The organism is Marinobacter sp. (assembly GCF_048259445.1).
In the GTDB taxonomy this organism is placed as follows: domain Bacteria; phylum Pseudomonadota; class Gammaproteobacteria; order Pseudomonadales; family Oleiphilaceae; genus Marinobacter.
Genome location: NZ_JBLXHQ010000012.1, coordinates 1 through 16510, shown reverse-complemented (window position 1 = coordinate 16510; position 16510 = coordinate 1). Strand labels below are relative to the sequence as shown.

The following is a 16510-nucleotide window of genomic DNA, read 5'->3' as shown; positions in this document are numbered from 1 at the left end:
TATGTTGTTTTACCGGACATTGGTGGGCGCGGCCTGCAGCGCGATAGTGTTCAACTCGTCTGCGCAGGCGCAGCCCACGGAGCTGGGTGAGTTGGTCGTAACCGCCTCTGGTTTTGAGCAAAGCCAGACTGCTGCGCCAGCCAGTATCACAGTTATCTCCGGTGAAGAGATCCGCAATAAACAAGCGTTCAGTCTCACGGAAATTCTGGATGATGTGGAAGGTGTGGATGTTGGTGGCTCTGCGGGGAAAACTGGCGGCTTTGATATACGTATGCGCGGTATGCCGGCTGAATACACACTGATTCTTATTGACGGTCGCCGGCAGAACACCGCTGGCAGCGTAACCCCAAATGGTTTTGGCGAAACCGCCACCAGCTTCATGCCACCGCCATCCGCTATTGAACGCATTGAAGTTGTACGCGGCCCCATGTCGACCCTTTACGGATCCGATGCCATGGGCGGTGTTATCAACATTATCACCCGCAAAGTCAGCCCTGAATGGGCATCCTCCCTCACTGCAGAAACTACTCTCAATCAGGATAGTGATTTTGGTAACAGCCGGGCCTACAGCGCCTATACTAGCGGCCCGCTGGTGGATAACCTGATCGGTCTGCAGCTGCGTGGTCGCTGGTTTGAACGGGATGAGTCCGAACTGGAGTTTCTCGACCTGAACGGCGATCCAATTGAAGTAAGCACCCGCGGTCCCAGCCCGGTGGAGTCTGAACAGTACACCGTTGGTGGGCGCGTTACGGTCACGCCCAATGAGTCGAACGATTTATGGCTGGATATTGAAAGCAGCAGGCAGGACTACGATAACTCTGAGGGCCAATTGGGTACTCTGGGAGTGAGTGGTTACGGCCCGGAGCAGGAATTTGATCGTGATCAGTTCGCTGTTGGCCACAACGGCCGGTTTTCAATTGGTAACCTCGAAACCAGTATCATGAGGAACCTTACCGAAACCACCGGCCGGGTCATTCCGGAAGGTGTTCCCGGCAAAGTGCCGGGATCTGACCGGGAGCTGAAAACCGAGAACCGTGTGATCGACAGCAAACTGGTTATGCCCCTCGCCAATCATGTGGTGACTGTGGGTGGCCAGTGGTTTGATGCGCGGATGACCGATGGTGTTGCCGTGGAAGAGTTCAAGCAAACAACTCAGGCGCTGTTTGTTGAAGACGAGTGGTTCCTTGCTGACGATCTTGCGCTTACGCTTGGTGGACGATATGACAATCACGACTCCTTCGGCGGCCAGTTCAGCCCTCGGGCCTATCTTGTGTGGAACTCCACGCCGGAGCTGACCTTCAAGGGCGGTGTGAGTCGCGGCTATAAAACGCCGGGGCTTGAGCAGCTCGCCCCCGGTGTTATCGGTTTTACGGGGCAGGGTACGATCCCCTTGTTCGGCAATCCGGATCTGCAACCCGAGAAATCAACCTCCACTGAGCTTGCAGTGATCTACGAAAAGCCCGCCGGTTATAGCGTGGGAGCAACGGTCTTTTACAACGAATTCACAGACAAGATTGCCGAAGGGCCAGACCTGCTGAACTGCAGCTATGCTCAGGATCCTAACCGCCCGGGTTGTGTTGATCGGGGCAACTGGCCACTGGCGGACGTATTCGGCCAGGATGTGAATATTGATGAAGCGGTCACCCAGGGGGTGGAGTTGCATGGTTCAGTACCCTTCGCTCAGGATTGGCGCCTGGCGGCGAACTACACTTATACCGACAGCGAACAGAAAACCGGGCCGAACGAAGGTGAGCCTCTTACTGATACGCCTGAGCACATGGCCAACGTCTCGCTGCGCTGGGTTCCTTCTGCACGCTGGTCAGCCTTTGTCAAAGCCCAATACGAAAGCGAGCGCTACCGTGCGCGGGACCGTATTCGGGGTGCCGCATCCTATGACGATCTCGGAAACTTCAAATCCGTCACTCTGGTTAGCCTTGGTGGCCAGTACCAGGCTTCAGAGAACCTGGGGTTCAGTGCCACCATCTACAATCTGATGGATGAGGACTTTGTTGAGTACCGCTCGTACGACAATGGCGCCGAGTATGGAAACCTGTACGCAAATTCGGAAGAAGGGCGGCGTTTGTGGCTTTCTGCAACCTACTCGTTTTAATCCCTTTATGATGGTGAATTCAGGAATTTGACGGTCGTCAATTTTGCTACCGGTAATCATGCCGGTAGCTCCCTGTTTATTTACAAACATGGACATTCTGTTAGGTTGATTTCAGAGGTTCTGTAAATGACAGAAGTGAACAGGGAGAGAAAAATGAAACACCAAGCATTGAAGATGGCTATCGCTGTAAGCTTGGGCATTTCTGCGGGAGCAGTCATGGCTACAGACCTGCAGGAACGGGCGGGGACCATGTTTTCGGCGGTACCGCAATACCCACCGGTTATTGACGGTAATGAGCTCACGGAAGCAAAACTGGATCTTGGCAAGATGCTGTTTTTTGAGCCGCGCTTGTCCTCAAGCCATCTGATCAGTTGCAACACCTGCCACAACGTAGGTATGGGCGGGCACGATTACCTTCCCGTCTCTATTGGCCACGGCTGGCAAAAAGGCCCGCGCAACTCGCCAACGGTGTTCAACGCAGTGTTTAACGCTGCCCAGTTCTGGGATGGCCGTGCTGCCGACCTGGCCGAACAGGCTAAGGGCCCGGTTCAGGCGGGCGTTGAAATGAGCAGCACTCCGGAGCGTGTAGTTGCGACTCTGAAGAGTATGCCGCTTTATGTTGAAAAGTTTGGCAATGCATTCCCGGGCCAGAAAGACCCGGTCACTTTCGACAACATGGCGATCGCGATTGAGGCGTTTGAAGCGACACTGATTACGCCGGATGCTGATTTTGACAAGTTTCTGCGTGGTGATACGGCGGCTCTGAATGAGCAGGAAAAAGAAGGCCTGGCGCTGTTTATGGACAAGGGCTGTGTGGCCTGCCATGCCGGTACCAACCTGGGTGGTCAGGGCTATTACCCATTTGGCTTGGTAATGAAGCCTGGCGCAGAGGTTCTGCCGGTGGGTGACAAGGGCCGCTTTGAGGTGACTTCTACCGCCACCGATGAGTACGTATTCCGGGCTGCACCCTTACGTAACATTGAGCTGACGGCTCCTTATTTCCACTCTGGTGTAGTCTGGAGCCTGGAAGAAGCTGTAGCGGTTATGAGTACATCGCAGTTGGGTACTGAGCTGACAGATGGCGAAGTGAAGTCTATCACCGCGTTTTTGAAAACGCTGACAGGCAAAATCCCGGAAGTCCGGTACCCGGAATTGCCACCCAGCACAGACGATACCCCAAGGCCGGTATCGATGGTTTTACCTGAATAATACGCACAGGCCATGTGAAAGCTTAATCTGCAATCTGTAGCGCTGTATCCCGGGCAGACACACCCGGGATGCAGGGTCAGAGGCCAGCGCTCAGCCGCCACACCCCTCCAGTTTCCGGTTTTACATATCGACACACCTTTAAACGCATAACTGCATTGACCTTGCGCTACACTTCGATTTAACACTTTTTTAGTTTCTTCAAGCGCTTTATCCCCGGAACGTCTTTTAAAGGAGACTTTTCCATGCCGTTAGTTTCATTCTTCATTCTGGCAACGCTGACACTTTTCAGTACATCGCAGGCTTTCGCGGCTGAAAGGCTGTACATGTACACCGAGAATTTTCCGCCTTACAACATGAGCACAAACGGTCGCGCGTTTGAGCACAGTGCAGACAAGATTGATGGTATTTGTACCGAAAGAGCAAAAGCGGTTCTGGATCAATCCGGCTACGATTACCGGATAAAGCTGCGTAACTGGAACTACGGCTATAACCGCGCACTGTCCAAAGCCAATCACGGTATCTTTTGCACTACCTATACTGAAGAGCGGGCTCCGCTGTTCAAGTGGGTAGGCCCGCTGGCGCAGAATCTGTGGACCATTTTCGCACCCCCGGGAAGCACCTTTACCATGGAAAAGCTGGAGGATGCGAAAGGCAAAACCATTGGTGGTTATCGCAATGATGTCAGGAGCGAATACCTTCTGAAGCGTGGTTATAAGATGTCCGTGATCGACAGTGATGATCTCAACCCGAAGCGCCTGGCGCTGGGCCAGATTGATTTGTGGATTGCTGAACGTCTCGGCGGGCCATACCTTGCATCCCAGCAGGATATTGAAGGACTGGTTCCGGTGTATTCGTTCAACGATGTAGATCTCTACCTGGCGATGAGCCCGGATACCCCCGACGAAGTCATTGAAGACCTCAACAAAGCCCTCGAAGCCACCAGAAAAAATGGCACCTATGACGCCATTGGCACCAAATACGGCCTGTAATCGTTCGGTTTGAGGCTAAAAAATCCCGGGTAACGGCGCTGCTACCCGGGATATAAAGTCACCGGGTACCTTATCCGGTGAAGGCCATATCTTCCGCACTCAGCTGCATCAGGTTTTTGCTGGGGCTCAGCATACTGCTGGCGTGGGCCTGAGCCCTGGGAAGCAATCGTTCGTAATAAAATTCTGCGGTGGCCAGTTTGGCCTTGTAGAAAGCCTCTGACTCATCGCCCCCGTTATCCAGACGATCTGCCGCTACAGCAGCCTGCCGTGCCCATATGTAAGCCATGGTTACGTAGCCGCTGTACATCAGGAAATCGTAAGAAGCGGAGCTGACCATGTCGCGATCCTTGCGGGCTGCAAGCATGATCCGCACGGTAAGCAGGTTCCACTGTGCGGTAAGTTTGAGCAGATCCAGTGCAAACGGCCGTAAACGGCTGTCGGTCAGGTGCTTACGGGCAAAGTTGGCAACCCGGGCGGTGAAGTCACGAACCGCCCCACCTTTGGTGGTCAGCAGTACCTTGCGGCCCAGCAGATCCAGCGCCTGGATACCGGTGGTGCCTTCATAAAGTGTGGCTATCCGGGTATCGCGTGCTATCTGTTCCATACCGTGTTCACGGATATAACCGTGGCCACCAAAAACCTGCATGCCAAGGTTCGCGGCTTCATTTCCCAGTTCAGTAAGGAACCCTTTCAGAATCGGCGTCAGGAAACCCAGTTTGTCATCGTATCTGGCTGCTTTTTTATCATCTCCGGCTGCGTGGCCTTCAACCATATGGTCAGCCAGGCGGGCGGCGTCATATAGCATGGCGCGGCCACCCTCTGAGATGGCTTTCTGGGTCAGCAGCATGCGGCGTACATCGGCGTGGTGAATCAGGCTGTCGGCCACCTGATCCGGCTCCTTCTTGCCGGAAAGGGCGCGCATGGAACGGCGCTCTTTGGCGTATGCCAGAGCCCACTGGTAGGAAAGCTCCGCTGGCCCGACACCCTGAATGGCGGTGCCGATACGAGCCGTGTTCATAAAGGTGAACATGCACTCGAGGCCTTCGTTCTCAGGCCCAATCAAGAAACCCGTTGCGCCGTCAAAGTTCATAACGCAGGTGGCGGAAGCCTTGATGCCCATTTTCTTCTCCAGGCTGCCACACACCACTGTGTTGCGTTCACCTGCGCTACCGCCTTCGCCGGGCATGAACTTCGGAACAATAAACAGGCTGATGCCCCGGGTGCCTTTTGGTGCATCTGGCAGGCGGGCCAGAACAATGTGGATAATGTTTTCGGTAAGATCGTGGTCACCGGAGGAGATAAAGATCTTGGTGCCCGTTAATTTGTAGCTGCCGTCAGCCTGTGGTTCAGCTTTGGTTTTTATCTGGCCCAGGTCGGTGCCGCACTGCGGCTCGGTCAGGCACATGGTGCCGGCCCAACGGCCTTCCGTCATGGGTCGCAGATACGTGTCTTTCTGTTCGTTGGAACCGTGTAAAAAGATGGTGTTCATGGCACCGATGGACAGGCCCGGGTACATGGAAAATGACCAGTTCGCCGTGCCCATCATTTCCTGCTTCAGCAGGCCCATGGAAGCGGGCAGGCCCTGCCCGCCATACTCTTCCGGCGCAGAAAGCCCCTGCCAGCCGCCCGTCACATATTGGTCGTAAGCTTCTTTATAGCCTTTCGGCGTGGTTACCACTCCGTCTTTCAGCGAGCAGCCTTCTTCATCACCGGACTGGTAGAGCGGGCTCAGCTGCTCTTCGCAGAAACGGCCGCATTCGGTAAGGATGGCATCTACGATATCCGGCGTTGCGTTTTCCCCGCTGGCCAGCGAGGCATAGTGCTTTGGGTAATCAAACACATCGTTGAGTAAAAACTTCATGTCTCGCAAGGGTGCCTTGTATGTCGGCATAATCAATCCTCTGTACTTATTCGGAAACCCGCGTGCGGAATTATTCACCGCAAAGTTGTCCGTTGTTTTACGGTATTCTGTGCCCGGTTCCATTGACGAAAAGCGCTTATATCCATGTCAGAAAAGACAGTCAGGGCCGTGTGCCGGAGCCACCCGTTGATCGAAGTGCACGCTTCAGGCGTATTCAGATACCAGCGTTTACGCGTGAAACTTGATGATGCTTTCTGATGGAGTACCCCTATGTTCAGTGTAAAAAACATGCAAAACCCCTGTCTGGTGATTCCCAAAGCCGGCCGGCGCTCTATACTCTTGCTGATAGCGGTTTTAGCATTGTTGAGTGGCTGCTCCGGGCCCGCGCTGACTGATTATTCAGAGCGCGGCCCCAAGCTGATCCCGGAGCAGTTCTTTACGGGTGAACTTTCAGCTCGAGGTGTAGTCAAGGACATTTCCGGAGAAGTGATCCGCACCTTTGATGCGGATATTGCGGCATCCTGGGACGATGCCGGAGTGGGTACGCTGGATGAGGTGTTCCGCTTTGATGACGGTGAAGTACAAACCCGGGTCTGGACGTTGACACCATCAGACGCCGCCGACAGTTACCATGCGGAGGCGGGGGATGTGGTTGAGCCGGGCACCATGCGCTGGAGTGGCAATGCTATTCACATGAATTATGTGCTTCGGGTTGCCTACGGAGATGGAACCCTGGATGTGCGCATGGATGACTGGATGTTCCTGGTGACACCCGACACTCTGATTAATCAGACAACCATGAGTAAATGGGGTATTGATGTCGGAGAGATCGTTCTGGTTATTCAGAAACTGTAACGAATACCTGTACCAAATGTGATGGACACTGGAAATTCTATGCTGAAGCAATGGCTGATCGGACTGGTACTGGTTGCAGTCGCAGCAGGTGCGGCCTTTACTTACCGGTCGCTTGATAGCGAGGCGATGGCACAAAGCGATAGCGAACGGCCGGCCAGCGTGGTCAACACACGTTCACCCGAGCTGGATACGGTGCGCGATGTGGTCAAGGCAGTTGGTAACCTCAAGGCCCTGAACGCGGTTGAGTTGACCACAGAAGTCAGTGGGCGCGTGATATCGCTCAATCTGGTAACGGGCCGGCGGGTGGAGCAGGGCGATGTACTTCTGCGGCTTGATGATCGCCAGGCGAGAGCGGATCTGAAGGTTATTGAGGCCCAGCTGGCCGATGCCCGCCGAAAGTTTGAACGTGCCAACAGTCTTCGTTCCAATAACAGTATTTCCCAGTCTCTGGTGGATGAGCTTCGCACCGCAGTTGACGTTTCGGAAGCTCAGCTTCAGGCGGTCAAGGTGCGCCTGGAAAACCATCGTATCGAAGCGCCGTTCGCGGGCGTTGTCGGGCTTAGCGATATCAGCATCGGGGCTTACGTTACGGCCGGCACGGCTGTCACGACGCTCGATAACACAGACAGGATGGAGCTCAACTTTGCCGTCCCGGAACGGTTCGTGGGGCAGGTTGGTCTGGGCCAGCAGGTATTTGGCAGCTCACCCGCTTTTCTGGATACCCGTTTTTCCGGAGAACTCACCGAGCTGGGCTCCCGCATCAATGAGCTCAGCCGGACGCTTCCTGTAAGGGCTTTGCTTGACAATCCCGAGGGCAAACTGCGCCCCGGACAGTTCATCTCCGCAACTCTGACCCTGAGAGAGCGGCAGGCACTTCTGATTCCTGAGCAGGCGGTGATGCTGCGCGGTGACGAGAAATATGTGTTTGTGGCCGAGGATGGCATTGCACGGCGTATCTCCGTCGTTCTCGGTTCGAGAACGCCCGGCCGTGTGGAAGTGGCTGAGGGTTTGAGCCTCGAGGATAAAGTGATCGTTACCGGGCAGGATCGCCTGAGCAGCGGCAACCGGATTCGGGTGGTGGATGAGGATAATGCCATACCGGATAACCGCTTCGCCAAGTCAGTGGATTCCTGACTGTGATCCTTTCTGATGTCTCCATAAAACGCCCCGTTTTTGCAACGGTTCTCAGCCTTCTGATTGTTGTGTTTGGTCTGGCGGCCCTGCTTGGCCTGCCAGTTCGTGAGTACCCGGATATAGATCCTCCGGTGGTGTCCATTTCCACCAACTATACGGGTGCTGCCGCAGAAGTTGTGGATACACAGATCACTCAGGTGATCGAAGGTGCCATCAGCGGCATTGAAGGTATCCGGTCAATTGAATCTTCCACTGAGCAGGGCGAATCACGAACCAGTATAGAATTTTCCACATCCCGGGATGTGGATATCGCCGCCAACGACGTTCGTGATGCCGTTTCGCGGGTTGCTGACCAGCTCCCCGACGAGGCGGACGCGTCGGTTGTGCGTAAGGCGGATTCTGATGCTCGTCCGATGATGTGGGTAACACTACGCAGTGATCTCTGGGACAGTGCTGAGTTAAGTGACTTTGCAGATCGCGCTCTGGCTGACCGTCTGTCCGTTCTGGATGGCGTTGCAGACGTGCGCATCGGCGGTGAACGACGGTATGCCATTCGGGTGTGGCTGGACAGAGAAAGGTTGGCGGCCAGAAACATCACCGTGGCGGAAGTGGAAAGAGCACTGCGCGCTAACAACGTGGAGTTGCCGGCAGGCTCGGTCGACTCGTCCACCCGTAACTTCACCGTTCGGGCCGAAGGCCGATTATCTACTGTGGAAGAATTCCGCGAACTGGTCATCCGTAGAAACAATAACGATTTGCTGCGTCTGGGCGAGGTTGCAAACGTTTATATGGGAGTGGAATCCGACGTTGGTCGCCTTCGTGCCAATGGCCAGACAGCGATCGGTATGGGAGTTATTCGCCAGTCCAAAGCCAATACGGTCGCTGTGTCTGACGCGGTCAAGGCGGAATTGAAAAAGATTCGGGAAACCCTGCCGCCTGAAATAACAATCGCTGAGAGTTATGACGAATCTATTTTTATTCGTGCCTCCATCAAGGAAGTGGTCATTACACTCGCGATTGCTGTCTCCCTGGTGATTCTGGTGATCTTCCTTTTCCTCAGGTCCTGGCGGGCTACGCTGATTCCGGCGGTGACTATTCCGGTTGCCGTCATCGGTGCTTTTATCGGTCTGGGCTTTCTGGGTTTTTCCATCAACGTGCTGACACTGTTGGCGGTAATCCTGGCTATAGGCCTGGTGGTGGACGATGCGATTGTGATGCTGGAAAACATCCAGCGCCGCATAGACGCGGGTGAGCCGCCGCTGCTGGCTTCCTATCGCGGTGCCAAGCAAGTAGCGTTTGCCGTTATTGCCACGACTCTGACGCTGGTGGCGGTATTTGTGCCCATTTCGTTCATGGGGGGCAATATTGGTCGCCTGTTTGCGGAATTCGGCTTCACCCTTGCAGCTGCCGTGGTTATGTCCAGCCTGGTTGCGCTCACCCTCGCGCCCATGCTGTGCTCAAAATGGCTGAAACACAGCCCGGAAACAGTTGAGGGGCATCGCTTATGGGCGGCGAGCGAAAAAGTTCTGAATGGCCTGACCCGGGGGTACGAGCGACTGTTGCGCTTCTCCCTGAATCAGCCCGGCTTACTGATTGGTCTGGGCATCGTGGGGCTGATTGTTGCGGTTATGATTTATCCGAAACTGCCCCAGGAACTGGCGCCGACTGAAGATCGCGGCGTTATCATCATGCCTGCCAGTGCTCCACGGGGTTCGACCGTCGAGTTCACGGATCATTTTGTCCGCAAGGCAGAAGAAAAGCTGTTGCCCTACATCGAGTCTGGCGTAGCCAGTCGTTTGCTCTCGATCGTCGGTTTTCGTGATGAAGAAGATAATGCCTTCATGATCATGGGCCTTGTGCCCTGGGAAGAGCGGGACATCAAGCAACAGCAAATCACCAGCGAGATGCGGGATAAGCTGAGTGAGGTTACCGGTATCCGGATCGTAGCCGTGAACCCTCCGGGGCTGGGCCAGCGAGGGTTCAGCCAGCCGGTGGAGTTTGTCATTGCCGGTCCGGACTACGAATCGGTTCAGGCCTGGAGCGAGGAAATCGTGGAGCGGGCGAAAGACAATCCGGATTTGCTGAACCTTGAAACCGACTTTGAACTGACCCGTCCGGAACTGCGACTGACAATCGACCGTGAGCGGGCCGCAGACCTGGATATAACCGTCGAGGACGTGGGTCTGACCCTGCAAACCATGCTTGCTTCACGGCAGGTGACGACCTATCTGGATCGTGGCCGCGAATACGATGTGATTGTGCAGGCGGCCGATGCTGACCGTGCCACCCCCGCAGATCTGGGGCAAATTTTTCTGCGGCCGAGAGAAGGCGGTGCGCTTATACCCCTGCAGGCACTTGTATCCGTTGAGGAAGTAGGCGCAAATCCGGACTTACGGCGTATTGATCGGCTGCCGGCAGTGATCATCAGTGCCTCTCTGGCGGATGGTTATGACCTTGGCTCGGCGCTGACCTACCTGAACAAGCTGTCTGTGGATAACCTGCCACCGGAAGCACGGGTGAGTTACCGGGGGTTGTCCCGGGAATTCCAGGATTCTTCCGCTGCGATTTATGTCACTTTCGGGCTTGCCTTCATTATTGTGTTCCTGGTGCTGGCGGCCCAGTTTGAAAGCTGGATTCACCCTCTTATCATCATGCTTCCGGTGCCACTGGCTGTGACCGGCGCACTGCTGGCGCTCTGGTGGAGCGGTATCAGCCTCAACATCTACAGCCAGATAGGAATCATTATGTTGCTGGGGCTGATGTCTAAAAATGGCATATTGATCGTGGAGTTTGCCAACCAGCTCCGTGATAAAGGCTATGAGGTAAAAGACGCAATTCTGGAAGGCGCGTCCTTGCGTTTCCGGCCGGTACTGATGACCACCATATCCACGGTTTTCGGTGCGGTGCCTCTGGTTATTGCAACGGGTGCGGGTGCCGAAAGCAGGGCGGCGATTGGTATGGTGATTCTGGGCGGGTTGATTTTTGCGACGACGCTTACGTTGTTTATCATTCCGGTGCTATACAATCTGCTTGCCGGATTTGCCAAATCGGCCAGCGCGATTGAACATGAACTGGAACGCCAGGCAGCTCTGCCTCAGGCCATCTCGCCGGATTAGTGCAAGGTCTGGCGCAACCCAGCAACCCGGATGTTTCCATGGCCACACACAGTCAGTTCCGTTTACTGGGGCAGCGGCGCTTTCTCCCGTTTTATCTCACCCAGTTTTCCGGTGCGTTCAACGACAATCTCTATAAAAATGCTCTGCTGCTATTGATTACCTATCAGACTACCGGCTTGCTCGGGCTCTCTGTGAACACGGTGGTCAATCTGGCGGCCTTCCTGTTTATCCTGCCGTTTTTCCTGTTCTCCGGTATTGCCGGGCAGATGGCCGACCGCTATGAGAAAGCAGCGATCATCCGCAAGGTAAAGCTGGCAGAGATAGGCATTATGGCTATCGCGGCTTTGGCGCTCTGGTTTGGCTGGTACGAGGGACTACTGCTGCTGCTATTTTTGATGGGCACCCAGTCCACCTTCTTCGGGCCGGTAAAGTACGCCATTTTGCCCCAGGTTCTTGGCGATGATGAGCTGGTGGGAGGCAATGGCCTGGTCAGCATGGGCACTTTTGTGGCCATTTTGCTGGGCACCATTGCGGCCGGTTTGTTGATGGGCCTGGAGGCATCAGCAAAACTCACGGCGACAGGCGTGCTTGTGATGTCTGTTCTTGGTTATCTGGCGGCCCGGCAGGTGCCAGAAACCGGCGCTGATAGCACCGGGTTGACGGTGCGCTTCCGGCCGGTTCTGGAAACCTGGCGCTTGATGGGCGTAGCGGCCGAGCGCAAACCGGTTTTTTGGGCGATCCTTGCCATTTCCTGGTTCTGGTTTCTTGGCGCTGCCTACCTCACCCAGTTTCCCAATTTTGCGCGCAGCAATCTTCAGGGCGATGAGACCGTGGTCACATTGCTGCTATCCATGTTTATTGTGGGCATCTCTATCGGCTCGATGATGTGTGAACGCCTGACCCGGCATCGTATTACTCTGGCGCCAGTGCCTTGGGGGGCTCTAGGTCTGACTCTGCTGGGAGCGGATCTGTTCTTTGCGGTGCCTGCAAACCCGGAGCCGTCCACCTGGTGGACGCTGGTGACAGATCCGGTTTACATCCGGGTATTGATCGATCTGGCTGGCATCGGAGTATGCGGCGGTCTGTTCATTGTGCCCCTCTATGCTTTTATCCAGCATGAAACCCCACAACAGAAACGGGCGCGAATTATTGCGGCTCTGAATGTTATCAATGCACTTTTCATGGTGGTGAGTGCACTTGCGGGAATTCTTGTACTCGGGGCTCTTGGCGTGAGCATTCCGGGGTTCTTGCTGCTGCTGTCTCTGGCCAACGGGCTTGTGTTAATAGCCGTGTGGCGTCTGAGGGCCGGAACAGGCTCAAAAACTGTGGATAATTAGTTGGATAAGCTGCGTATAAGCTTTGAATAGTTTTTTTAAAAGATAATTAAATCATGTGGTTAATGGTCAATGGAGTCGGTCTGATAAGTGCCTTTTCATGTGGATAACTTTATTAATAGTTTTTATGAGAAGAGCCGGCCAAGCCCATGAAAACCCGGTAAATTCGATTTTCACACGGAAAAAATCTGTACGGAGGAGGAGGTTTCACGGTGGCATCTTCCCTTGCAGCTTTTATCTGCAGGCACTTCTGGTTAAAATTTGCACATCCAGACTGCATTTTCACGGGTGAAACGTTATACTCGCCGCCCTGTTTTTATCCCCCGAATTCCGAGGTGAACTGTGGATTTTCCAACGCGTTTCGATGTAATTGTCATTGGTGGCGGCCATGCTGGTACCGAAGCCGCGCTCGCGGCGGCGCGCATGGGCTCGCAAACCCTGCTGCTGACTCACAACATCGAAACTCTGGGCCAGATGTCCTGCAACCCTGCTATCGGGGGCATTGGCAAAAGCCATCTGGTAAAGGAAATTGACGCACTTGGTGGAGCCATGGCGCAGGCGACCGATAAAGCCGGTATCCAGTTTCGTGTGCTCAATAGCCGTAAAGGTCCTGCAGTGCGGGCCACCCGTGCCCAGGCGGACCGGGTTCTTTACAAGGCAGCGATCCGCCACACTCTGGAAAACCAGCCCAACCTGACGTTGTTCCAGCAGGCTGCAGACGATCTGATTGTTGAAAACGATCAGGTTACCGGCGTTGTTTCCCAGACCGGCATCCGGTTCAATGCCAAAACTGTGGTACTGACAACCGGCACCTTCCTGGGTGGCGTTATCCACATTGGTATGCAGCACCACGCCGGTGGTCGCGCCGGCGATGCGCCTGCCAATGCACTGGCTCAGCGTTTACGGGAGCTGCCCTTTAACGTGGGCCGGCTGAAAACCGGTACACCGCCGCGCATTGATGCCCGCAGTGTCGATTTTTCCGTGATGCAGGAGCAGTGGGGTGACAGTCCCACGCCGGTGATGTCTTTTATTGGCAGCCGGGATCAGCACCCAGAGCAGGTATGCTGTTACGTAACCCGCACCACTGAGCAGACCCACGATATTATCCGCAGTGGCTTTGATCGTTCGCCCATGTTCGGCGGTAATATCGAAGGTGTGGGGCCGCGCTACTGCCCGTCAATAGAAGACAAGGTGAACCGCTTTTCCGACAAGGATTCGCACCAGATTTTTGTGGAGCCCGAAGGCCTGACTACCCATGAGCTCTACCCCAATGGCATTTCTACCAGCCTGCCGTTTGATATCCAGCTTGCGGCAGTCCGTACGATTCCGGGCTTTGAAAATGCCCATATCACACGGCCGGGCTACGCCATCGAATACGATTACCTGAACCCGCAGGACCTGCGCCACACCCTGGAAACCAAATTCATCCAGGGCCTGTACTTTGCCGGCCAGATCAATGGCACTACCGGTTATGAAGAAGCCGGAGCCCAGGGCTTGCTCGCGGGCATTAACGCGGCACTGCGCTCACAGGATAAGAGTGAATGGTATCCACGCCGGGACGAGGCTTATCTTGGTGTGCTGGTGGACGATCTGATCACCATGGGCACCAGCGAGCCTTACCGCATGTTTACCAGCCGGGCCGAGTACCGTCTGATTCTGCGCGAAGACAACGCCGATCTTCGATTGACCGAAACCGGCCGCAAACTCGGCCTGGTCGACGATGAGCGCTGGCAGAAATTCAATGACAAGTTTGAGGCCATAGCAACCGAGCGAAAACGCCTGGAGACCACCCGTGTTCATCCTGCAACCGAGGCGGGCGAGCGCGCCAATGGCTTTCTCAAGCAGCCGATGACCCGGGATCACACTCTGGCAGAGCTGCTCCGTCGCCCGGAGGTGGTTTACAGCCATATTGCGGAGATTGGTGCTGCTCAGGCGGATGACCCTGTTGTGGCGGAGCAAGTGGAAATCGAGATCAAGTACGAAGGTTACATTTCACGCCAGACGGAAGAAATTGAGCGCCTGCGTCGGAACGAGAACACCGTGCTGCCCATAGACCTGGATTACGATGTGATCGGCGGCCTGTCCAATGAGATAAAACAGAAGCTGAAAGAGGTTCGCCCGGAAACGGTGGCTCAGGCTTCCCGAATTCAGGGTGTTACACCCGCCGCGATCTCGCAGATTCTGGTGAATCTGAAAAAGCGTGAGCTTCTGCGTAAGCAGAGCGCCTGAACACCGCCATGACCCAAACACTCTGGCAACGTCAGCTCCGGGAGGGGCTGGCGGACATGCAGCTTCCCTTCAGCGACGAGCAGCAATGCCGGTTGCTCGCATTTCTGGCTTTGCTCAACAAGTGGAACAAGGCTTACAACCTCACGGCTGTGCGCAACGAGGGGGAGATGGTCTCCCGACAGTTGCTCGACAGCCTCAGCATTCTGCCTTGGGTAACCACGGAGCATTTGCTCGACGTCGGCGCCGGCGGAGGCTTACCGGGTATCCCTCTGGCTATTGTGATGCCGGAAACGCGCTTCACCCTGCTGGACAGCAATGGCAAGAAAACCCGTTTTCTGAATCAGTGTGTACTGGAGCTGGGCCTGAAAAACGTGGATGTAATCCATGGCAGGGCCGAAGACTGCAAGCCAGAACAACCGTTCAGCCGGATAAGTAGTCGTGCGTTTACCGCGCTGGATAACCTGGTGGACTGGTGTGGCGATCTGCTGGCACATGATGGCAGTTTCCTTGCCATGAAAGGCCAGTATCCGGATGATGAGGTAGCTGCCCTTCCTGCCGGCTGGCGGGTATCATCCAGCCATTCCCTTGAAGTTCCCGGCGCCGGCGGTGAGAGACACCTGCTGGTCGTGACCCGAGCAGAGCAGTAACTGTATTCAATAATGAGGAGGCGAGAGATGGCGCGCGTGATTGCAGTGACCAATCAGAAGGGTGGTGTTGGCAAAACCACCACTTGCGTCAATCTTGCCGCCTCACTGGCCGCCACCAAGCGTCGGGTTCTGCTGGTGGATATGGATCCCCAGGGCAACGCCACCATGGGCAGTGGTGTGGATAAAAGCGGGCTCGAACTATCAGGGTACGACCTGCTCACCAAACGAGCGACCGCGGCCGAAGTCATCGTCCATGCGGAAGCTTCCGGCTTCGATATCATGCCCTCGAACGGCGACCTGACAGCGGCGGAAGTGGCGCTGATGAACGAAATTGGCCGTGAGCACCGGCTGAGGCTGGCCATTAACAGCGTCCGGGATAATTACGACTACGTTCTGATTGACTGCCCGCCTTCACTCAGCCTGTTAACCGTGAATGCGCTTTCTGCGGCCGACTCGGTGCTTATCCCCATGCAGTGTGAGTACTATGCACTGGAAGGCCTGGCGGCACTGATGAATACCGTGGAGCAGATCAAGGAAACGGTCAATCCGGATCTGGAAATTGAAGGCATTCTCAGAACCATGTATGACCCGCGAAACAGTCTTACTCTGGATGTGTCCGGCCAGCTTACCGAGTATTTCGGGGATAAGGTCTATCGCGCTGTCATCCCCCGCAACGTGCGTCTGGCTGAAGCGCCCAGTTACGGCATGCCGGCCCTGAAATACGATAAGACATCAAAGGGTGCTATTGCTTACCTGGCCCTGGCCGGAGAAATGGTGCGCCGCCACAGGGCAGAAAAGACATCTGCCGAGGTTGCGGTGTAACATGGCGGCCTGTCTCTTTTAAAAGATGCTTAAAAGATGCACAACGACTATCAACGGGAAGAATGACTGACACCATGGCGGCGAAGAAACGAGGATTGGGCGAGCGCGGGCTGGGAGCCCTGCTGGCCGGATCCAGGGTTAACCTGGATCAGGAACTGAAAGACCACGACGGTGAGTTGCGACAGGTTCCCATCGATCTGATCC

At 55.2% G+C, this 16510-nt stretch carries 11 protein-coding genes and 1 pseudogene; 11 read left to right on the top strand and 1 reads right to left on the bottom strand.

Annotation, left to right across the window (positions count from 1 at the left end):
* Window position 1: 1 nt before the first annotated feature.
* The 3 genes from ACN0RL_RS10315 (at window position 2) to ACN0RL_RS10305 (ending at window position 4308) form a co-directional block, all read left to right on the top strand.
* Window positions 2-2110 carry a TonB-dependent receptor domain-containing protein gene (locus tag ACN0RL_RS10315; protein WP_417516385.1) on the top strand — a complete coding sequence of 703 codons (2109 nt, stop codon included), beginning with the start codon at window positions 2-4 and terminating at the stop codon, window positions 2108-2110.
* A gap of 153 nt (window positions 2111-2263) precedes the next feature.
* The gene (locus ACN0RL_RS10310; RefSeq protein ID WP_417516383.1) at window positions 2264-3319 is read left to right on the top strand and encodes a cytochrome-c peroxidase; all 1056 of its coding nucleotides are present in this window, start codon (window positions 2264-2266) and stop codon (window positions 3317-3319) included.
* 242 nt (window positions 3320-3561) lie between these two features.
* Window positions 3562-4308 (top strand): substrate-binding periplasmic protein, encoded by a 747-nt coding sequence (locus tag ACN0RL_RS10305; RefSeq protein ID WP_417516381.1) that lies wholly within the window; start codon window positions 3562-3564, stop codon window positions 4306-4308.
* A gap of 70 nt (window positions 4309-4378) precedes the next feature.
* On the opposite strand, the gene ACN0RL_RS10300 is transcribed toward ACN0RL_RS10305, so the two are convergent.
* Window positions 4379-6199: an acyl-CoA dehydrogenase C-terminal domain-containing protein gene (locus ACN0RL_RS10300; RefSeq protein WP_417516379.1), complete on the bottom strand. Its 1821-nt coding sequence runs from the start codon at window positions 6197-6199 to the stop codon at window positions 4379-4381.
* Between the two features lie 240 nt (window positions 6200-6439).
* On the opposite strand from ACN0RL_RS10300, the gene ACN0RL_RS10295 reads away from it, so the two are divergent.
* The 8 genes and pseudogenes from ACN0RL_RS10295 to ACN0RL_RS10260 all read left to right on the top strand — a co-directional run.
* Window positions 6440-7024 (top strand): DUF3833 domain-containing protein, encoded by a 585-nt coding sequence (locus ACN0RL_RS10295; protein WP_417516377.1) that lies wholly within the window; start codon window positions 6440-6442, stop codon window positions 7022-7024.
* 39 nt (window positions 7025-7063) lie between these two features.
* Complete coding sequence (locus ACN0RL_RS10290; RefSeq protein ID WP_417516375.1) at window positions 7064-8158, top strand: efflux RND transporter periplasmic adaptor subunit; 1095 nt, start codon at window positions 7064-7066, stop codon at window positions 8156-8158.
* 2 nt (window positions 8159-8160) lie between these two features.
* Complete coding sequence (locus tag ACN0RL_RS10285; protein ID WP_417516373.1) at window positions 8161-11274, top strand: efflux RND transporter permease subunit; 3114 nt, start codon at window positions 8161-8163, stop codon at window positions 11272-11274.
* 38 nt (window positions 11275-11312) lie between these two features.
* A complete protein-coding gene (locus tag ACN0RL_RS10280) occupies window positions 11313-12611 on the top strand; it encodes an MFS transporter (protein ID WP_417516371.1) in 1299 nt (432 codons plus the stop codon).
* Window positions 12612-12950: 339 nt separating this feature from the next.
* Window positions 12951-14837: a tRNA uridine-5-carboxymethylaminomethyl(34) synthesis enzyme MnmG gene (mnmG, locus tag ACN0RL_RS10275; RefSeq protein ID WP_417516369.1), complete on the top strand. Its 1887-nt coding sequence runs from the start codon at window positions 12951-12953 to the stop codon at window positions 14835-14837.
* Between the two features lie 8 nt (window positions 14838-14845).
* Entirely contained in the window at window positions 14846-15484 is a 639-nt protein-coding gene (gene rsmG / locus ACN0RL_RS10270; protein WP_417516367.1) for a 16S rRNA (guanine(527)-N(7))-methyltransferase RsmG, read from the top strand.
* 27 nt (window positions 15485-15511) lie between these two features.
* Window positions 15512-16306, top strand: a complete 795-nt coding sequence (locus tag ACN0RL_RS10265) for a ParA family protein (protein ID WP_417516365.1) — start codon at window positions 15512-15514, stop codon at window positions 16304-16306.
* A 74-nt stretch (window positions 16307-16380) separates the two neighbouring features.
* Window positions 16381-16510, top strand: a pseudogene (locus ACN0RL_RS10260) (chromosome partitioning protein ParB); the annotation flags it as partial.